Source organism: Serratia sp. X10, assembly GCF_017811775.1.
Taxonomy (GTDB): domain Bacteria; phylum Pseudomonadota; class Gammaproteobacteria; order Enterobacterales; family Enterobacteriaceae; genus Serratia; species Serratia ureilytica.
On sequence record NZ_JAEIOH010000001.1, the window covers coordinates 122,306 to 140,771 of the forward strand.

Consider the following 18,466-nt stretch of genomic DNA (forward strand, 5'->3'; position numbering starts at 1 on the left):
CTGCGCCGTCCCTTTTTCGTTCAATTCGCCGCCTGGCGTGGGCTGGCCGCGGTGACCGGCGGCGATAACACCCGCTCCAGCACTTCAGCCTCCAGTTCCGCCAGCCTGGCAGAACCCTTGCGGCGTGGCCGCGGCAGATCGATGCTCAGATCCAGTCCGATTTGGCCCTCTTCAATCAGGATCACCCGATCCGCCAGCGCGATGGCTTCGCTGACGTCGTGCGTCACCAGCAGTACGGTAAAACCGTGCTGTTGCCACAGCGATTCTATCAGCCCCTGCATCTCGATGCGCGTCAGGGCATCCAGCGCCCCGAGCGGTTCGTCCAGCAGCAGCAGGCGGGGGCGGTGGATCAACGCGCGCGCCAGGGCGACCCGCTGCTTTTGTCCGCCGGACAGCGCCGCCGGCCAGTCGCGGGCGCGATCCGCCAAACCGACCGCGGCCAGCGCCTGCAGCGCCGCGTCGCGCCACTGGCCGCGCAGCCCCAACCCCACGTTGTCGATCACCGTTTTCCACGGCAGCAGGCGCGCATCCTGAAACATCAGCCGGGTATCTTCTTTGGCGGCGGCAAGCGGCGCATTGCCGCTGAGCAGCGCGCCGCTGCTGGCCTGTTCCAGGCCGGCCAACAGGCGCAGCAGGGTGCTCTTGCCGCAGCCGCTGCGGCCGACCACCGCCACGAACTGCCCGGCGGAGATGCGCAGCTGAATGTTATCCAGCACGGTGCGGTTGCCGTAACGTTTGCCGATGGACTCCAGCGTCACCGGCGTGCCTTGCGCAAGGCGAGCGGGAAGGGTCATAGCGCTTCTCCCTGTTTCAGTTGATAGGCCGGGTGCCAGCGTAGCCAGACGCGTTCCAGCAGTTGCGCGCCCACGTCCGCCAGCTTGCCGAGCAGGGCGTACAGCACGATCGCCACCACCACCACGTCGGTTTGCAGAAATTCACGCGCGTTCATCGCCAGATAACCGATGCCGGAGTTGGCCGAAATGGTTTCGGCGACGATCAGCGTCAACCACATGAACCCGAGGGCGAAACGCACGCCGACCATAATCGACGGCAACGCGCCCGGCAGCACCACCTGCGTGAACAGGCGAAAACCGCTCAGGCCATAGCTGCGCGCCATCTCCAGCAGGCCGCGATCGATGTTTTTGATGCCGTGATAGGTATTGAGATAAATCGGGAACAACGTGCCGAGCGCCACCAGAAAGATCTTGGCGGATTCATCGATGCCGAACCACAGGATCACCAGCGGGATCAGCGCCAGATGCGGCACGTTGCGGATCATTTGCACCGAGCTGTCCAGCAGGCGTTCACCCCAGCGCGACAGGCCGGTAATAAAACCGAGGGTAAGCCCGATGCCGCCGCCGATGGCAAAGCCTAACAACGCGCGCTGGCTGCTGATGCTCAGGTGCTGCCACAGTTCGCCGCTTTGGCTCAGGCGCCAGAAGGCGGCCAGCACCGCACTCGGCGCCGGCAAAATGCGGTTGGACAGCCAGCCGGTTTCGACGGCGACTTGCCAGATGATCACCAGCGCCAGCGGCAGCGCCCAAGGGGCCAGCCGGTACAGGATGCGTTGCGCGTTCTTTGCCATCGGGGCGCTCCTCAGCTCTGCGACACTTTTTGCGGAACATAAATGTTGGCCTCCACTTCGCCCTGCGGGCGCACCGGTTGAAGGCGCGCGGGCGTTTCCTCCTGCGCCAGATCGAGGTGCGGAAACAGCAGTTCGCCGACGCGGTAGGCCTCTTCCAGATGCGGATAGCCGGAGAGAATAAAGGTGTCGATGCCCAGATCGGCGTATTCCTGCATGCGCGCCGCGACCGTCGGGCCATCGCCCACCAGCGCGGTGCCGGCGCCGCCGCGCACCAGGCCGATGCCGGCCCACAGGTTCGGGCTGATCTCCAGATTATCCTTCTTGCCGCCGTGCAGCGCCGCCATGCGCCGTTGGCCGACGGAGTCGAAGCGCGCAAAGGCCTGCTGCGCGTTGGCGATGGTTTCCTCATCGAGGTGGGCGATCAGCCGATCGGCGGCGCGCCAGGCCTCTTCGGTCGTTTCCCGCACGATGACGTGCAGACGGATGCCGAAGCGTACCTGCCGGCCCTTCGCCGCCGCTTTGGCGCGCACCTCTTCGATCTTTTCTTTGACCTGCGCCGGCGGCTCTCCCCAGGTGAGGTACATTTCTACCTGCTCGGCGGCCAGATCCTGCGCGGCGGCGGAGGATCCGCCGAAATAGAGCGGCGGGCGCGGTTGCTGCACCGGCGGGAACAGCAGTTTGGCGCCTTTCACCTGAATATGCTTGCCGTGGAAATCGACGGTTTCACCTTCCAGCACCCGGCGCCAGATATGAGTGAACTCGGTCGAGGCTTCGTAACGCTCTTCATGACTGAGATGCAACCCCTCCGCCGCCAGCTCTTCCGGATCGCCGCCGGTGACCAGATTGAACAGGGCGCGCCCGTTGGACAGGCGATCCAGCGTCGCCGCCTGACGCGCCGCCAGCGTAGGGGAGATGATACCCGGCCGCAGCGCGACCAAAAATTTCAGCCGCTGGGTGACCGGGATCAGTGAGGCGGCCACCAGCCAGGAGTCTTCGCAAGAGCGACCGGTGGGGATCAGCACGCCGCCGAATCCCAGCCGGTCCGCCGCTTGGGCGATTTGTTGCAAGTAACCGTGATCGACGCTGCGAGCGCCCTGTGCGCTGCCAAGATAGTGGCCGTCGCCGTGGGTGGGTAAAAACCAGAAAACGTTCAGGCTCATCGTCAATGCTCTCCCGTATTTATGGCGCGCTTGGGCGCCAGATGCGTTGCGAGATGTCGACCTTCACCGGCACCAGCCGGTTGGCGTAAAACAGGTCGGCGGTTTGCTGCTGCGCGGCGATCGTATGCGCATCGAGCGGTGTGATGGCGGTCGGGGGACGGTGATCCAGATAGCTGGCGATCACCGGTTCCGGCAGCCCCATGGCGTTGGCCAGCAAGGTCACGCTTTGCGCCCGGTCGCTGCGGGTGAGCGCATCGGCCTGGGTCAGCACCGTCAGGACCTGGCTGATAAAGGCGCCATTGGCTTCGACATAAGGGCGCGCCGCCAGATAGAAGGAACCGGTCTGGTTCAGATCGGTGCCGTCGCCGAGCACCCGAACACCGCCCTGCAGCAGCGCGGCGGAATAATAAGGATCCCAGATAGCCCAGGCATCGACGTTGCCTTGCTGGAATGCGGCGCGCGCATCGGCGGGGGTCAGGTAGGCGGGTTGGATATCCGTAAATTTCAGGCCGGCCTTTTGCAGCGATCGCAGCAGCAGGTTGTGTGAGCTGGATCCTTTCTGAAATGCGACCTTATGGCCTTTCAGATCGGCGACGGTTTTGATCGGGCTGTTTTCCGGCACCAGGATCACTTCCGCCTTCGGTTTGGGAGGCTCAACGCCGACATACAGCAGATCCGCCCCGGCGGCCTGCGCGAAGATCGGCGGAATATCACCGGTGCTGCCCAGATCGATGCTGCCGACGTTCAAGGCTTCCAGCATCTGCGGGCCGGCGGGAAATTCAATCCAACTGATGCGGGTGGCGGGGAAGCGTTCTTCCAGCAGCCGGTGGCTTTTCGCCAGCACCAGACTCACCGATCCTTTCTGGTAACCGATGCGAAATTGCGCCGGGTCCTGCGCGACGGCGGCGTTGGCCCAGACCAGCGACAGCAGGCCGGTGAAGGCCGCTGCGTTCAGCCAACGTCGCAAAGCGTTGCGTTGTTTCATTCAGGCTCTCCTTTTCCAGGCATTTCAGGCGGTTTGACGCGCCGTCAGCGGCGAGGCGACGCGTAGCGCGGGCGGTTTGCGGCGCCCAAGCGCCAAATAGAAACTGGCGAGCGCTTCTTCCAACCGGGCGGCCACGGCGTCGGTGAGTGTGGCACTTTCGCCGGTCAGCTGGATCTGACTGTCGTCGGCGAACACGCCGTGCAGCACCTCTTGCGCTTTCAGCGCCGCCAGCACCGGTTTCAGCGCATAGTCCACCGCCAGCATGTGACCGACAGAACCGCCGGTCGCCAGCGGCAGCACCACTTTATGGTCCAGCGCGCGTTCCGGCAGCAGATCCAGCAGGGTTTTCAGCGCGCCGGAGAACGACGCTTTATAAACCGGCGTGGAAATCAGCAGGCCGTCGGCCTGCGCCAGCTGCTCGGCAAACGCCTTGATCGCCGGACTGTTGAAGTTGGCGTACAGCAGATCTTCGGCATCGAAGTCGTGCAGGGTATAGGCCGTCACCTCCACCCCTTGTTGCCGCAGCCAGTTCTGACTTAGCGAGAGCAGCGCGGCGGAACGTGATGGGATGCGTGGGCTACCGGCCAGTGATATAACGCGCATTGCCACTCCTTATAACTAAAAGTTAGGTTTAATTAGAAAATTAATAGGAAGTGTTTTAAAACTACCAGCAACCGGGCGCGTTTCTTAAATCTCATTTTTTGATTTGGATATGCGTAAAAGCGGATTGGCGCCGATTTGGCGGTGAAGAGGGAAAACGATTGCGTAAAAACGGCTTTTTTTGCCTTTAATCAATTCCAATTAGGCGGGGGATACCGGATAATACGCCCCCGGTTTGCAACCGGGAAATCAGGAGAGTCCATGTACTACCCCCTCATCAGGAAAGCGTTGTTCCAGCTCGATCCGGAGCGCGCGCACGAAGTGACCTTTCGTCAGCTCAGCCGTATTACCGGCACCCCATTAGCGTTTCTTGTCCGTCAGTCCGTGCCGACCAAACCGGTCAGCTGCATGGGGCTGTCGTTTAAAAACCCGCTGGGATTGGCCGCCGGTCTGGATAAAAACGGCGAATGCATCGATGCGTTCGGCGCGATGGGCTTCGGCCATGTGGAAGTCGGCACCGTGACGCCGCGTCCGCAACCGGGCAACGACAAGCCGCGCTTGTTCCGCGTGGTTGAGGCGGAAGGCCTGATTAACCGCATGGGGTTCAATAACCATGGCGTGGACAATCTGGTTGAAAACGTTAAGAAATCCCATTTCGGCGGCATTCTTGGGATCAATATCGGCAAGAATAAAGACACGCCGGTCGAGCAGGGCAAAGACGATTATTTGATCTGCATGGATAAAGTTTATCCGTATGCCGGATATATCGCGATTAACATCTCTTCACCGAATACGCCGGGGTTACGATCCTTACAGTATGGCGAAGCGTTGGACGATCTTTTGGCTGCGATTAAAAATAAGCAGCAGGAATTACATGCGCGGCATCACAAATATGTGCCGGTGGCGGTAAAGATCGCGCCGGATCTTTCTGAAGAAGAATTGATCCAAATTGCCGATAGCCTGGTGCGGCATAATATCGATGGCGTGATCGCCACCAATACCACGTTGGATCGAAAATTGATCCAAGGGCTGAATTACTGCGAACAAGCGGGCGGGTTAAGCGGGCGTCCGTTGCAATCACGCAGCACCGAAGTGATCCGTCGCCTCTCCACCGAACTGCAAGGGCGTCTGCCGATTATCGGCGTAGGCGGCATCGATTCGCTGACGGCGGCGCGCGAAAAAATGGAGGCCGGTGCGAGCCTGCTGCAAATTTATTCCGGATTTATCTATCACGGCCCGCGTTTGATTAAAGATATCGTTACCCATATCTAATATTTTTCCTCTCATTTTATTCCGGGGGTTTATTTCTGCCCCCGGCTCGTCTATATTTTGTTCGTTAGCTTAAATATCGTTCGCGGAATTATCCGATGTTTAAGCTATTTCATCGGTGATAAAATCGCCTTTTAGGGTGAGTGCGGCGTTGGCGTGGGCAGCGAGAAGGATACGAAATGAAGATAAAACCTGACGATAATTGGCGTTGGTATTTTGATGCCGAACACGATCGGCTAATGCTGGATTTAGCTAATGGTATGATCTTTCGTTCACGTTTCCCGGCTAAAATGTTAACGCCGGACGCCTTCGATGAATGCGCTTTTTGCGTGGATGACGCCGCCCTTTATTTCACCTATGAAGAACAGTGCAAGCAGGTCAAGCTGAGCCATGAACAGCGCGCCGAGCTGGTGTTGAATGCGCTGGTCGCCTACCGCTTCCTGAAACCGCTGATGCCGAAGAGCTGGCATTTCTCGCAGCAGCACTACCCGTTGCAGCCGAAAAACGGCGAGCTGGCGGCGGTGAAAGTGATGGAAAGCGGCGCGGAAGCGCGCCTGCTGGTGGTGGAGGCCGGGGATAACGCCAGCCTGTGCCTGCTGGCGCAAAATCAGCTGACGGTCGCCGGCCGCACCATGGTCTTGGGCGACGCCATCAAGGTGATGCACGATCGGCTGAAACCTTGCGCGCAGGATGAAAGCGCCGCCCCGGCTTACGACAGGGCGGTATAAGGCGGATTACGCCAACGTCAAATCAGTTTTCGGGATGCAGCTGCAGCACAGGATGGTGCCGTTGTCGCCCAGCGCGCTTTTCTTCAGGGGCGCGACTTCACCGCTCAGCAATGTAATGCGGCAGCTGCCGCAAATCCCGGCGCGGCACGAGTAAGGCACGCGAATGCCTTGCTGTTCCAGTTGTTCGAGCAGGATCTGCTGGTTATTGCCGGTAAATACCTTTCCTTCATATTCGATCGTGACGCTGTGCGCGCTGTCCTGCGGCGCCTGCACGCTCTCCACCACTTTACCTGCGCCATAAGGGCGCGGCGGCTTGGTTGACAAGACTTCCACCGTATCGCCCACGCGAATGATGCCGCTGTTGCGCGCGATCATATTCTGGCCGAAATCGATGTCGCCGTTGTCGGCGGAGCGGAATTTTTGCAGCGTGCTGAGCGGTTCGCCGCTCGGGTGCTTGCGGCCACGCTCGGTGCTGACGGTGGTGAGCACGCAGCGGCTGCAGGGTTTCACCAGATCGAACATCACGTCGCCGACGCGGATCACCTGCCAGCCGTCTTCAGCCCAGGCGGTAGCGCCGCTCACCACCAGATTTGGGCGGAACTGTTCCAGCTTGATGCTGCCGGGACAACGCTGCTGCAGGTCGTTGAACGAGGCTTGGTTAATCAGCAGATAAGGGTAGCCGTCGGCAAACGTCAGCGGGATTTCAGGGTGTTTCTTGACCCGGCGGGTCAGCTCCGGCCCCAGCCAGCGCAGCTGCACGTCGCGCTGGAAATAGCCGCTCAGCCAGCGGTTGATCTCATCCGGCGCGATCAGCGCGGTGAAATGGTTGCCCCACACCTCGGTCGGCTGCGGCGCGGCCGCGAAGTCGCTGAAGCGAATGGCGGCGCTTTCACCGTCCGGCGCGGTCAGAAACAGCCCATCCGGCAACAGCGCCGGCGTGAACAACACCATCTGCGGATATTGGCGCGCGGTAATAAAGGTGCCGTCCGGTTCGGTGATCATAAAGTTGCGGTCGAAGGCCAGACCGCTGCTGCCGACCTGGGCGTAGGAAAGCTGCAAGCCGCGCAGTGATTTAACCGGATGGACGTAGAGTCTGGAAAGCGTGATCACCCTTATCTCCGTGCGATGATTAAATAGAAGGGAGCAACTTTATGACAAGCGGTGCGGATTAGCTATAATGCGCAACAATTTTCTTTTTGGTGATAAGTACGATATGAACTCTCTGTTTGCCAGCACGGCGCGTGGATTGGAAGAACTGTTAAAAAGCGAGCTGGAAACGCTTGGCGCTCACGACTGCAAAGTGGTGCAGGGCGGAGTACATTTTCAGGGTGACGATCGTCTTCTGTACCAAAGCCTGCTGTGGAGCCGCCTGGCTTCGCGCATTTTGTTGCCGCTGAACGAATTCCGCGTGCACAGCGACCTGGATCTGTACCTCGGCGTGCAGGCGATTGACTGGCCGAGCATTTTTGGCGTGGATAAAACCTTCGCCGTGCATTTCAGCGGCGTGAACGAAGAGATCCGCAACAGCCAGTATGGCGCGCTGAAGGTGAAAGACGCCATCGTTGACAGCTTCACCCGTAAGCTCGACCAACGCCCGACGGTTGCCAAACAGCAGCCGGACATTCGCGTTAACGTCTTCCTGCAACGCGATATGGCCAGCGTGGCGCTCGATCTGAGCGGCGAAGGCCTGCACCAGCGCGGCTACCGCGATCTCACCGGTCAGGCGCCGTTGAAGGAAAACTTGGCGGCCGCCATCGTGTTGCGTTCCGGCTGGCAGCCGGGCACGCCGATGCTCGATCCGATGTGCGGCTCCGGTACGTTGTTGATCGAAGCGGCGATGATCGCCGCCGATCGCGCGCCGGGCCTGCACCGTCAACACTGGGGCTTCAGCGCCTGGAATGGCCACAACGCCGAACTGTGGCGTGAAGTCACCACCGAAGCGCAGGTGCGCGCGCGTCGCGGCCTGCAGGAAACCGCCTCTCGCTTCTTCGGTTCCGATATCGATCGCCGGGTGATTGAGATGGCGCGCGGCAACGCCCGCCGCGCCGGCGTCGCCGAGCTGATCACCTTCAACGTCGGCGACGTCGCGCGCTTGACCAATCCGCTGCCGGAAGGCCCGCACGGCACGGTGATCAGCAACCCGCCGTACGGCGAGCGTCTGGAAAGCGAACCGGCGCTGATCGCGCTGCACAACATGCTGGGGCGCGTGATGAAAAGCGCCTTCGGCGGTTGGCAGCTTTCGCTGTTCAGCGCCTCGCCGGAGCTGTTGAGCTGCCTGCAGCTGCGCGCCGAGCGCCAGTTCAAGGCGAAGAACGGCCCGCTGGAGTGCGTGCAGAAAAATTATCAGCTGGCGGCAAGCCCGGCCGGCGCCGCTGCCGGCGGCGTGCAGGTGGCGGAAGATTTCGCCAACCGTCTGCGCAAGAATTTGAAGAAGCTCGACAAGTGGGCGAAGCAACAAGGCATCGAATGCTACCGCCTGTACGATGCCGATCTGCCAGAATACAACGTCGCGGTGGATCGTTACGGCAGCAAGGTGGTGGTGCAGGAGTATGCGCCGCCGAAAACCGTCGATGCGCAGAAGGCGCGTCAGCGCCTGTTCGATGTGATCAACGCGACGCTGGCGGTGCTGGAATTGCCGTCGAATCAGCTGATCCTGAAAACCCGCGAGCGGCAGAAGGGCAAAAATCAGTACGAGAAACTGGCGCAGAAGGGCGAGTTCCTGCTGGTGGAAGAGTATAACGCCAAGCTGTGGGTCAACCTGACCGACTATCTCGATACCGGCCTATTCCTCGATCACCGCATCGCGCGCCGTATGCTGGGCGAGATGAGCGGCGGCAAGGACTTCCTCAACCTGTTCGCCTATACCGGCACCGCCAGCGTGCATGCCGGGCTGGGCGGCGCGCGCAGCACCACCACGGTGGACATGTCGCGCACTTATCTGGAATGGGCGGAGAAGAACCTGCGCGCCAACGGCCTGACCGGCCGCCAGCATCGGCTGATCCAGGCCGACTGCTTGTCGTGGCTGAGCAATGCCAATGAACAGTTCGACGTGATCTTCATCGATCCGCCGACGTTCTCCAACTCCAAGCGGATGGAGAACACCTTTGACGTGCAGCGCGATCACCTGGCGCTGATGAAAGATTTGAAACGGTTGCTGCGCCGCAACGGGACCATTATGTTCTCGAACAACAAGCGCGGTTTCCAAATGGATATGGCAGGGCTGAGCGCGTTGGGTCTGGAGGCGAAAGAGATCACCGCCAAGACGCTGTCGCAGGATTTTGCCCGTAACCGTCAGATCCACAACTGCTGGCTGGTGACTCACGCCGGCGAAGGAAAATAATTACTATGTCGTTAATCAGCATGTCCGGCGCCTGGCTCTCTTTCAGCGATGCGCCATTGTTAGACAACACCGAAATTCATATCGAAGACAACGAGCGCGTGTGTCTGGTCGGGCGCAACGGCGCCGGCAAATCCACGCTGCTGAAGATCCTCGGCAAAGAGATCCCGCTGGATGACGGCCGGGTGATCTACGAACAGGATCTGATCGTGGCGCGTCTGCAACAGGATCCGCCGCGCAATATCGGCGGCAGCGTGTTCGATTTCGTGGCGGAAGGCGTCGCGGAGCAGGCGGAACACCTGAAGGCGTATCACGCGATCTCTCACCTGGTGGAAAGCGATCCGAGCGAGAAAAACCTGGCGCGCATGGCGCAAATCATGGAGATCCTCGATCACCAGGGGCTGTGGCAGCTCGACAGCCGCATCAGCGAAGTGCTGCTGCAGCTGGGGCTGAACGGCGACGCCGAGCTTTCCTCGCTGTCCGGCGGCTGGCTGCGCAAAGCGGCGCTGGGCCGCGCGCTGGTGAGCTCGCCGCGCGTGTTGTTGCTCGACGAACCGACCAACCACCTGGATATCGAAACCATCGACTGGCTGGAAGGTTTCCTGAAAGAGTTCGACGGCAGCATCGTCTTCATCTCGCACGACCGTTCGTTTATCCGCAACATGGCGACGCGCATCGTCGATCTGGATCGCGGCAAGCTGGTTTCCTGGCCGGGTAACTACGATCTGTACCTGCAGAGCAAAGAAGAAGCGCTGCGGGTGGAAGAGCTGCAAAACGCCGAGTTCGACCGCAAGCTGGCGCAGGAAGAGGTCTGGATCCGTCAGGGCATCAAGGCGCGCCGCACTCGCAACGAGGGCCGCGTGCGCGCGCTGAAGGCGCTGCGCGTCGAGCGCTCGCAGCGCCGTGAAGTGATGGGCACCGCCAAGATGCAGGTGGAAGAGGCGACCCGCTCCGGCAAAATCGTATTCGAGCTGGAAGACGTCAATTATCAGGTTGGCGAAAAGGTGCTGGTGCGCGGTTTCTCCGCCCAGGTGCAGCGCGGCGACAAGATTGCGCTGGTGGGGCCGAACGGCTGCGGCAAAACCACGCTGCTGAAACTGATGCTCGGTCAGCTGAAAGCCGACAGCGGCCGCGTGCACTGCGGCACCAAGCTGGAAGTGGCCTATTTCGACCAGCACCGCGCCGATCTCGATCCTGAGCGCACGGTGATGGACAACCTGGCGGAAGGCAAGCAGGAAGTGATGGTCAATGGCCGTCCTCGCCACGTGCTGGGCTACCTGCAGGACTTCCTGTTCCACCCGAAACGCGCAATGACGCCGGTGAAGGCGCTGTCGGGCGGTGAGCGTAACCGCTTGCTGTTGGCTAAGCTGTTTCTGAAACCGAGCAATCTGTTGATCCTCGATGAACCAACCAACGATCTCGACGTCGAAACGCTGGAGCTGCTGGAAGAGCTGATCGACGGCTATCAGGGCACCGTGTTGCTGGTCAGCCACGATCGTCAGTTCGTCGACAACTCGGTGACCGAGTGCTGGATCTTCGAAGGCAATGGCGTGATCAACGCCTTCGTCGGCGGTTACTACGATGCGCATCACCAGCGCGCGACAGCGAAACCGATTCGTCAGGCGGCGCCGAGCGCGAGCAAACCGGCGGCGGAGAAAAAGGTCGAACAGCCGAAGAAAGCGGCGGCCAAGCTGAGTTACAACCTGCTGCGCGAACTGGAACAGCTGCCGCAGCGGCTCGAACAGCTGGAAGCGGAAATCGAAGCGCTGCAGGCGCAGATGAGCGACGCCGACTTCTTCACGCGGCCGCACAGCGAAACGCAAGAAGTGCTGACGGCGTTGGCTAACGCCGAGCAGGCGCTCGAGCAGGCCTTCGCCCGCTGGGAAGAGCTGGAAGCGATGAAAAACGGCTGACCGTTGCGATACCGCCCGCGCGCTGCTGCGGGCGGTATCGACGTGCCGGTGAACAACGTTATTTAGGAGGAATATGGTGTGTTCCCACAACAATCATCAGCAGCATAGTCATTCCGCACCTTCGGCGGCGCAGCAGGATAACCTGATGCTGTGCCCGCAGTGCGACATGCTGGTGGCGCTGCCGCCGCTGGCCTATGGCAGCAAAGCGGTATGCCCACGCTGCAAAACCACGCTCAGCGCCCGCTGGGACGAGCCGCGCAAGCGGCCGATCGGTTACGCGCTCAGCGCCTTGTTCATGCTGGTGCTGGCCAACATTTTCCCGTTTATCAACATGCGCGTCGCCGGCCTCGGCAACGAAATCCGGCTGATCCAAATCCCGGAAGTCATGGTGGCGGAAGACTACGCCAGCATGGCCACCTTGTTTATGGTGTTCGTGCAGCTGATCCCGGCGTTTTGCATGGTGGCGATCATCCTGCTGTGCGCCAGGGTGCGCTTGCCGCTGGGCCTCAAAGAGTGGATGGCCCGGGTGCTGTTCCAGTTCAAGACCTGGTGCATGGTGGAAATTTTCCTCGCCGGGGTGCTGGTCAGCTTCGTCAAGCTGATGGCCTACGGCGACATCGGCATCGGCAGCAGCTTCGTGCCTTACTGCCTGTTTTGCCTGCTGCAGGTGCGCGCTTTCCAGTGCGTGGATCGGCGCTGGCTGTGGCAGGATATCGAACCGGCGCCGCGACTTAATCGCCCGCTGACGGTGGGGCGCACCGGCATGCGCCAGGGCGTGCGCTCCTGCGCGTGCTGCACGGCGATCCTGCCGGCCGATCAGGTGCGCTGCCCGCGCTGCCACACCAAGGGCTACGTGCGTCGCCGCCACAGCCTGCAGTGGACGCTGGCGCTGCTGGTGACCTCTGTCATGCTGTATATTCCGGCCAACCTGATGCCCATCATGGTGACCGAGGCGCTGGGCAACAAGATGAATTCCACCATCATGGCGGGGGTGATCCTGCTGTGGGGGGACGGCTCTTATCCGGTAGCGATGGTGATTTTCATCGCCAGTATCATGGTGCCGTCGCTGAAAATGTTGGCGATCGGTTGGCTGTGCTGGGATGCGAACGGTAGGAAGAAACCGCGCGCCGACAGCGAGCGTATGCATCTGATTTATGAAGTGGTCGAATTCGTGGGTCGTTGGTCAATGATCGACGTGTTTGTGATCGCCGTGTTGTCGGCGTTGGTGCGAATGGGGCAGTTGATGAGCATTTATCCCGCGACGGGCGCCGTGCTGTTCGCGCTGGTGGTGATCCTCACCATGTTCGCCGCCATGACATTTGATCCCCGGCTGACCTGGGATCGCGCAAGTGAAACAATAAACAAGGAGCCGCAAGGTGACGGAAAATAATCATAGCGTCGCGGACGTCGAGAAGATCAAACGCTGGTCGCCGGTGTGGATCATTCCCATCGTGACCGCGCTGATCGGCGCCTGGATCCTGTTTTACCACTTCAGCCATCAGGGGCCGGTGGTGACGTTGGTGACCACGACGGCGGAAGGGCTGGAAGCGGGTAAAACCAAAATCAAAAGCCGCAGCGTTGACGTCGGCGTGGTGGAAACCGTCACGTTGAGCGATGACCTGAGCAAGGTGATGGTGCAGGCGCGTCTCAATTCCGGCATGGAGAAATTGCTGCGCCAGGATTCCGCCTTCTGGGTGGTGAAGCCGCAGATCGGCCGTGAAGGGGTCTCCGGACTGGGCACGCTGCTCTCCGGCGCCTATATCGAACTGCAGCCGGGCAACAAAGGCAAAGACGGCAAAGACAACTATCAGCTGCTCGATGCGCCGCCGCTGGCTTCCCCGGACGCTAAAGGGTTGCGCATCGTGCTGGACAGCGAGAAATCAGGCCAGCTCAACGCCGGCGATCCGGTGCTGTTCCGCGGCTATCGCGTCGGGTCGGTGGAAACCAGCTACTTCGATCCTAAAGAGCGCGCCATGCGCTATCAGCTGTTCATCACTGCGCCTTACGATCAGTTGGTTACCACCAACGTGCGCTTCTGGAAAGACAGCGGCGTGGCGTTCGATATGTCGGCACAGGGCATGCGGGTGGAGATGGGCTCGTTGACCACGCTGTTTAGCGGCGGCGTCAGCTTCGATGTGCCGGACGGCTGGGATCGCGGCGAACAGGCGAAAGAGAAAGCGGAGTACCGGCTGTTCGACAACCAGCGCAGCACACAGGATTCGCTGTATACCGTGCATAAAGACTACCTGCTGTTCTTCTCCGACTCGGTACGCGGCCTGCAGCCGGGCGCGCCGGTCGAGTTCCGCGGCATCCGTCTGGGAACGGTGGCGCAGGTGCCGTTCTATAAAGACGGCATGGCGCAGCGTCTGGATAACGATTACCGCATTCCGGTGTTGATCCGCATCGAGCCGGATCGCTTCCAGAAACAGCTGGGCGGCAACTTCGATATTGAAGGGCACTTGAAAGATGCGGAATCCCGCGGCATGCGCGCCTCGATGAAGTCCGCCAACCTGCTGACCGGTTCGCTGTACATCGATCTCGACTTCTATCCGCAGGAAAAACCGTGGAAAGGGCCGCGCGAGCTGTTCGGTTATCCGCTGATGCCGACCACTAGCGGTGGTCTGGCGCAGATCCAGCAGAAACTGATGCAGACGTTGGATAAGATTAATTCGATGCCGATCAATCCGATGATCAGCGAAGCGACCAAGACGCTGGCGGAAAGCCAGAAAACCATGAAGTCGACGCAGCAGACCATGAAGTCGTTGAACGACATCATCGCCAGCAAAGAGATGCAGGCGCTGCCGCAGGACATGCAGAAAACGCTGCTGGAGCTGAACCGCAGCATGAAAGGGTTCCAGCCTGGTTCACCGGCTTACAACAAGATGGTGGGCGACATGCAGCGCCTCGATCAGGTCTTGCGTGAGCTGCAACCGGTGTTGCGCACCCTGAATGAGAAGAGCAACGCGCTGGTGTTTGAAGCCGCCGGCAGCAATGACCCTCAGCCGAAGAAGGCCACGAAATGATGAAATGGATCCCGGTAGCCCTGGCGCTGTTGCTCAGCGCCTGCAGCAGTTCGCCACAGAAGACTTACTATCAGTTGCCGGCGCTGGGCGCGCCGGCCGCGGCCGGCAGCAGCGGCGCCTCCACGCGCCAGCTGTGGCTGGAGCACGTGAGCGTGGCGGATTATCTGGCGCAGAGCGGCGTGGTGTATCAGACCAACGACGTGCAGTATGTGATAGCCCAGAACAACCTGTGGGCCAGCCCGCTCGATCAGCAGCTGCAGCAAACGCTGGTCACCAACCTGAGCAGCGCGCTGCCGGGGTGGGTGGTCTCTTCGCAGCCGATGAGCAGCGATCAGGATGTGCTGAACGTGACCATCAGCGGCTTCCACGGCCGCTTTGACGGGAAAGCGATCATTCGCGGCGAGTGGGTGCTGAACCGCCAAGGGCGTTTAATCAAAAGGCCTTTCAACCTGGAGCTGAAACAGGGTGAAGACGGCTATGATGCCCTGGTGCGCACTCTGGCGCAGGGGTGGCAGCAGGAAGCCCAGGCTATCGCAGCACAGATGGGCGGCATTTAGTCATAATTTGGTCTAAAATCGTCTAATCCCTGTCGGCGTGAAAAGTCGTTTTTTCTCGCTGGCAGGGATTTCTATTTCATTTCAATTGGTTAACTCCTTCCCCTGCAGATCAGCCACTTAGCATTTTCCTCGGGCGTAGCTCACAAATATGACATTGGCGTGAATTTTGCGCATTGATCTTCTCTTCTTTTAGCGCTATTGATTACTCGTGGCTGCGCAAAAAGCAGCCATTGTTTTCTTTCCACCAGACCAAAATGAGGGAAACGAGGCATGAAGAGACAGAAACGCGATCGTCTGGAAAGGGCGCATTCGAGAGGGTATCAGGCAGGTATTTTAGGGCGTTCCAGGGAACATTGTCCCTACCAATCATCAGTGGACGCCCGGTCTCAATGGCTGGGAGGTTGGCGAGAAGCCATGGAAGACAGGGCTGTGACCGCTTAAGCGGCTCCCTGTCAAATAAAAGGAATAACCTCCGCCCCTTGGCGGAGGTTTTTGTTTCAGGTGCTTATTCATCCCGCCAGCGTTTCAACAAAATACTCGCATTCACGCCGCCAAAGCCGAAGCCGTTTGATAAGGCGTAGGTCATGTTCATCGATTCCGCCTGTTTCGCGACCAGATGCAAACCTGCCGCCACCGGGTCAGGGTTATCCAGATTTAGCGTGGCAGGGGCTATCTGATCGCGCAGAGCCAAGGCGGTAAAGATGGTTTCCAGCCCGCCAGCGGCGCCCAGCAGGTGCCCGGTCGCTGATTTTGTCGAGGTCACGGCGACAGTCCCGGCCGTGCCAAACAGGTGCTTGATGGCGTTGATTTCGCCCAAATCCCCTACGGGTGTCGACGTCGCGTGCGCATTTAAATGCTGTACCTCTTCGGGAACGACGTTGGCCTGCTTCAACGCGATTTTCATCGCCCGATAGGCGCCGTTGCCGTCTTCAGCGCCCGATGTCATATGGTAGGCGTCGGCGCTGGTGCCATAGCCGACGATTTCCGCGAGCGGGGTGGCGCCGCGCGCCAGCGCGTGCTCCAGCGTTTCAATGACCAGCATGCCGGCGCCTTCCCCCATGACAAATCCGTCCCGGGCGCTGTCGAAGGGCCGTGAGGCCTGTTGCGCCAATTCGGCCGGAGCGGTGGACATGGCGCGCGCGGCGGCGAACCCGCCCAGGCTGACGGTATCTATAGCGGCTTCGGTACCGCCGCACACGGCGATATCGGCTTCATCATTGCGGATCATACGCACTGCGTCGCCAATGGCTTGCACGCCGGCGGCACAGGCGGTGACCGGCGCGCCAATCGGCCCCTTGAAGTGGTGTTTGATTGAAACGTGGCCGGCCGCCAGATTGACCAGGAATGAGGGGATGGTGAACGGCGACAGCCGCTTGGCGCCGCGGCTGTCGGTTGTGCGCACCGCCTGGGCAATCGCCGGGAAACCGCCAATACCCGAGGCAATGACGGTGGCTGTGCGCTCTTGTTTTTCGTCCGTATCGGCTATCCAGCCGGCCTGACGAATGGCTTCGTCCGCCGCCGCCATAGCAAACAGGATAAAGCGGTCCATTTTCTTTTGGTCCTTGGGGGCGACGGAGGCGTCGGGGTTGAAGCCCGCTTCAGCATCTTGCGCCAGCGCCGGGACTTGTCCTCCGACCTTGACCGGTAAATCTGCAACGATCTCGTCAGGCAACGCTCGAATGCCGGATTCTCCTTTTAACAAACGTTGCCAGATGGCTTCAACACCGCACCCTAGCGGTGAAACGGCGCCCATGCCGGTAATGACGATACGACGATTGCTCATGATGGCTCCTTGGTAAATTCGGGTAAATCGGCGAGGCGCCGCTGCCGCATCAGTTCGGCGCGTTGATGTATGCCGTCGCTTGCCGCCGGCCCTGGCGCTAGCGTAATGAACTGCGGCGGCACCGGCTGTTGGGTATCACGATTGACCAACTGGACTTGGATCGGCCGATCGTTGCGTCCGTCGACCAACAGGGCGCTGACGTCCCCGTCGGTCAGATGATTGTTGCCCCATTGTGAGAGCGCCGCCAACACCGGGAGAAAATCGTTGCCGCGCTCAGTAAGCAGGTAGTGATAGCGCACCGGCCGCGTTTGATAACGTTCTTTATACAGAATGCCGTGGGCCACCAAATCCTTCAGGCGACGCGCCAGTAGCGTGGGTGACATCCCCAGACTTTGTTGGAATTCGTCGAACCGGGACAGCCCCTGAAAAGCATCGCGAAGGATCAGGATGCTCCACCATTCCCCCACGCGATCCAATGCACGCGCTACGGGGCAAGGCGCGTCGCTAAAGCGGGTTTTTTGCATACCTTCCTCACTAAGTACAATAATTGTAGTTACTATGCGAGTCATGTTAGAGGATCTTGAGGGGCAAGAGAATAACCGGATGCAAAAAAACTGCTATCGCACTGATGTGGGTATTAAGGGAGGCCGCCTTTCAGGCTGCCTGTTGCTTTGGCCGCTTCGGATAAGCATAGGGCAGAGACCGGTGGGGGAAGGCATTTCGGTGTCGGGCGATGAAATAAGGTGCACCCAGCGTCAATGCCAGCGTGATGAGATATTTCATATCGCCCGATAGCGCATCTTTGCTATCGGCCTTAATCCTCTTTGATGAGAACTGAATAATAAGATGATGCTAATGGCGGCTAAAAAGAGGCGGGAATCTTTGGAAGGCCGGGAAAGGATAAAAGAAAGAAATGCCATCACGTCGAACGTGATGGCATGCGAAAAACGTTAGAGAGAAGGCAGTGGCCGCCTTCTCGTAAGCGTGATTAGAACGCGGTGGTATCTTTGAACAGGCCCACTTTCAGATCGGTGGCGGTATAGATCACTTCACCGTCAACCAGCACTTCGCCATCGGCGACGCCCATGATCAGCTTGCGGGTGATGACGCGTTTGAAGTTAATACGATAGGTTACCTTTTTCGCGGTCGGCAGCACCTGGCCGGTGAACTTGACTTCACCGACGCCCAGCGCGCGGCCTTTGCCTTCGCCACCCAGCCAACCGAGGTAGAAACCGACCAGCTGCCACATTGCATCCAGGCCCAGGCAGCCCGGCATGACCGGATCGCCGATAAAGTGGCAACCGAAGAACCATAGGTCCGGATTAATATCCAGCTCCGCTTCCACATAACCTTTGTTGTGAGTCCCGCCGTCTTCGGTCATTTTGACCACGCGGTCCATCATCAACATGTTACCCGCCGGCAACGGTGGGCCACCGGCGCCGAACAGCTCGCCGCGGCCGGATGCTTCGAGGTCTTCTTTCGTATAGGAATCGCGTTTATCTACCATGTTCTCAGTAAGCCTTATT

General features: G+C 59.9%; 17 protein-coding genes. 8 read left to right on the plus strand and 9 right to left on the minus strand.

What is annotated here, in order from left to right; all coding sequences use genetic code 11:
* Positions 1-20 precede the first annotated feature (20 nt).
* From ssuB to ssuE, 5 genes are read right to left on the minus strand one after another with little or no spacing between them, the layout of a single operon-like run.
* Positions 21-794 (minus strand): aliphatic sulfonates ABC transporter ATP-binding protein, encoded by a 774-nt coding sequence (ssuB, locus tag J9788_RS00530; protein ID WP_046897089.1) that lies wholly within the window; start codon positions 792-794, stop codon positions 21-23.
* A complete protein-coding gene (gene ssuC / locus J9788_RS00535) occupies positions 791-1,585 on the minus strand; it encodes an aliphatic sulfonate ABC transporter permease SsuC (RefSeq protein WP_046897090.1) in 795 nt (264 codons plus the stop codon). Before ssuC ends, ssuB begins: the two co-directional genes overlap by 4 nt.
* A gap of 11 nt (positions 1,586-1,596) precedes the next feature.
* On the minus strand, positions 1,597-2,745 hold the full coding sequence (gene ssuD, locus J9788_RS00540) for an FMNH2-dependent alkanesulfonate monooxygenase (RefSeq protein ID WP_182264791.1): 1,149 nt from the start codon (positions 2,743-2,745) through the stop codon (positions 1,597-1,599).
* A gap of 19 nt (positions 2,746-2,764) precedes the next feature.
* Positions 2,765-3,730 carry a sulfonate ABC transporter substrate-binding protein gene (locus J9788_RS00545; protein WP_182264790.1) on the minus strand — a complete coding sequence of 322 codons (966 nt, stop codon included), beginning with the start codon at positions 3,728-3,730 and terminating at the stop codon, positions 2,765-2,767.
* Between the two features lie 24 nt (positions 3,731-3,754).
* Positions 3,755-4,333 (minus strand): NADPH-dependent FMN reductase, encoded by a 579-nt coding sequence (gene ssuE, locus J9788_RS00550; RefSeq protein WP_043137622.1) that lies wholly within the window; start codon positions 4,331-4,333, stop codon positions 3,755-3,757.
* A 258-nt stretch (positions 4,334-4,591) separates the two neighbouring features.
* Between ssuE and pyrD the strand changes: the two genes are divergently transcribed.
* Both pyrD and J9788_RS00560 read left to right on the plus strand, forming a co-directional pair.
* Positions 4,592-5,602 carry a quinone-dependent dihydroorotate dehydrogenase gene (gene pyrD / locus J9788_RS00555; protein ID WP_019454516.1) on the plus strand — a complete coding sequence of 337 codons (1,011 nt, stop codon included), beginning with the start codon at positions 4,592-4,594 and terminating at the stop codon, positions 5,600-5,602.
* A gap of 176 nt (positions 5,603-5,778) precedes the next feature.
* Complete coding sequence (locus J9788_RS00560) at positions 5,779-6,327, plus strand: cell division protein ZapC (protein WP_004928171.1); 549 nt, start codon at positions 5,779-5,781, stop codon at positions 6,325-6,327.
* A 6-nt stretch (positions 6,328-6,333) separates the two neighbouring features.
* Here the strand turns inward: J9788_RS00560 and J9788_RS00565 are convergent, their stop codons facing one another.
* On the minus strand, positions 6,334-7,437 hold the full coding sequence (locus tag J9788_RS00565) for a YcbX family protein (RefSeq protein ID WP_046897092.1): 1,104 nt from the start codon (positions 7,435-7,437) through the stop codon (positions 6,334-6,336).
* Between the two features lie 103 nt (positions 7,438-7,540).
* On the opposite strand from J9788_RS00565, the gene rlmKL reads away from it, so the two are divergent.
* The 6 genes from rlmKL to rmf all read left to right on the plus strand — a co-directional run bounded on the left by rlmKL (position 7,541) and on the right by rmf (position 15,598).
* Complete coding sequence (gene rlmKL, locus J9788_RS00570) at positions 7,541-9,667, plus strand: bifunctional 23S rRNA (guanine(2069)-N(7))-methyltransferase RlmK/23S rRNA (guanine(2445)-N(2))-methyltransferase RlmL (protein ID WP_152665189.1); 2,127 nt, start codon at positions 7,541-7,543, stop codon at positions 9,665-9,667.
* A gap of 5 nt (positions 9,668-9,672) precedes the next feature.
* A complete protein-coding gene (locus tag J9788_RS00575) occupies positions 9,673-11,577 on the plus strand; it encodes an ABC transporter ATP-binding protein (RefSeq protein WP_046897094.1) in 1,905 nt (634 codons plus the stop codon).
* Between the two features lie 76 nt (positions 11,578-11,653).
* Positions 11,654-12,967, plus strand: coding sequence for a paraquat-inducible protein A (gene pqiA / locus J9788_RS00580; RefSeq protein WP_369825817.1), 1,314 nt, complete (start codon positions 11,654-11,656; stop codon positions 12,965-12,967).
* On the plus strand, positions 12,954-14,600 hold the full coding sequence (gene pqiB, locus J9788_RS00585; RefSeq protein ID WP_033642587.1) for an intermembrane transport protein PqiB: 1,647 nt from the start codon (positions 12,954-12,956) through the stop codon (positions 14,598-14,600). The genes pqiA and pqiB overlap by 14 nt, the downstream gene beginning before the upstream one ends.
* The gene (gene pqiC / locus J9788_RS00590; protein ID WP_182264789.1) at positions 14,597-15,157 is read left to right on the plus strand and encodes a membrane integrity-associated transporter subunit PqiC; all 561 of its coding nucleotides are present in this window, start codon (positions 14,597-14,599) and stop codon (positions 15,155-15,157) included. The genes pqiB and pqiC overlap by 4 nt, the downstream gene beginning before the upstream one ends.
* A gap of 270 nt (positions 15,158-15,427) precedes the next feature.
* The gene (rmf, locus tag J9788_RS00595) at positions 15,428-15,598 is read left to right on the plus strand and encodes a ribosome modulation factor (RefSeq protein ID WP_004928150.1); all 171 of its coding nucleotides are present in this window, start codon (positions 15,428-15,430) and stop codon (positions 15,596-15,598) included.
* A 64-nt stretch (positions 15,599-15,662) separates the two neighbouring features.
* Here the strand turns inward: rmf and fabF are convergent, their stop codons facing one another.
* The 3 genes from fabF to fabA form a co-directional block, all read right to left on the minus strand.
* A complete protein-coding gene (gene fabF, locus J9788_RS00600; RefSeq protein ID WP_182264788.1) occupies positions 15,663-16,940 on the minus strand; it encodes a beta-ketoacyl-ACP synthase II in 1,278 nt (425 codons plus the stop codon).
* Complete coding sequence (locus J9788_RS00605) at positions 16,937-17,464, minus strand: helix-turn-helix domain-containing protein (RefSeq protein ID WP_033642590.1); 528 nt, start codon at positions 17,462-17,464, stop codon at positions 16,937-16,939. Before J9788_RS00605 ends, fabF begins: the two co-directional genes overlap by 4 nt.
* A 464-nt stretch (positions 17,465-17,928) precedes the next feature.
* Complete coding sequence (gene fabA, locus J9788_RS00610; RefSeq protein WP_004928144.1) at positions 17,929-18,447, minus strand: bifunctional 3-hydroxydecanoyl-ACP dehydratase/trans-2-decenoyl-ACP isomerase; 519 nt, start codon at positions 18,445-18,447, stop codon at positions 17,929-17,931.
* Positions 18,448-18,466 lie beyond the last annotated feature (19 nt).

Bases quoted from the DNA above. Each gene is read 5' to 3' on its own strand.
- J9788_RS00575 (WP_046897094.1), top strand. From the start codon at position 9,673: ATGTCGTTAATCAGCATGTCCGGCGCCTGGCTCTCTTTCAGCGATGCG.
- fabA (WP_004928144.1), bottom strand. From the start codon at position 18,447: ATGGTAGATAAACGCGATTCCTATACGAAAGAAGACCTCGAAGCATCC.
- ssuC (WP_046897090.1), bottom strand. From the start codon at position 1,585: ATGGCAAAGAACGCGCAACGCATCCTGTACCGGCTGGCCCCTTGGGCG.
- rlmKL (WP_152665189.1), top strand. From the start codon at position 7,541: ATGAACTCTCTGTTTGCCAGCACGGCGCGTGGATTGGAAGAACTGTTA.
- fabF (WP_182264788.1), bottom strand. From the start codon at position 16,940: ATGAGCAATCGTCGTATCGTCATTACCGGCATGGGCGCCGTTTCACCG.
- ssuE (WP_043137622.1), bottom strand. From the start codon at position 4,333: ATGCGCGTTATATCACTGGCCGGTAGCCCACGCATCCCATCACGTTCC.
- J9788_RS00605 (WP_033642590.1), bottom strand. From the start codon at position 17,464: ATGCAAAAAACCCGCTTTAGCGACGCGCCTTGCCCCGTAGCGCGTGCA.
- J9788_RS00560 (WP_004928171.1), top strand. From the start codon at position 5,779: ATGAAGATAAAACCTGACGATAATTGGCGTTGGTATTTTGATGCCGAA.
- ssuB (WP_046897089.1), bottom strand. From the start codon at position 794: ATGACCCTTCCCGCTCGCCTTGCGCAAGGCACGCCGGTGACGCTGGAG.
- J9788_RS00545 (WP_182264790.1), bottom strand. From the start codon at position 3,730: ATGAAACAACGCAACGCTTTGCGACGTTGGCTGAACGCAGCGGCCTTC.
- pyrD (WP_019454516.1), top strand. From the start codon at position 4,592: ATGTACTACCCCCTCATCAGGAAAGCGTTGTTCCAGCTCGATCCGGAG.
- rmf (WP_004928150.1), top strand. From the start codon at position 15,428: ATGAAGAGACAGAAACGCGATCGTCTGGAAAGGGCGCATTCGAGAGGG.
- ssuD (WP_182264791.1), bottom strand. From the start codon at position 2,745: ATGAGCCTGAACGTTTTCTGGTTTTTACCCACCCACGGCGACGGCCAC.
- pqiC (WP_182264789.1), top strand. From the start codon at position 14,597: ATGATGAAATGGATCCCGGTAGCCCTGGCGCTGTTGCTCAGCGCCTGC.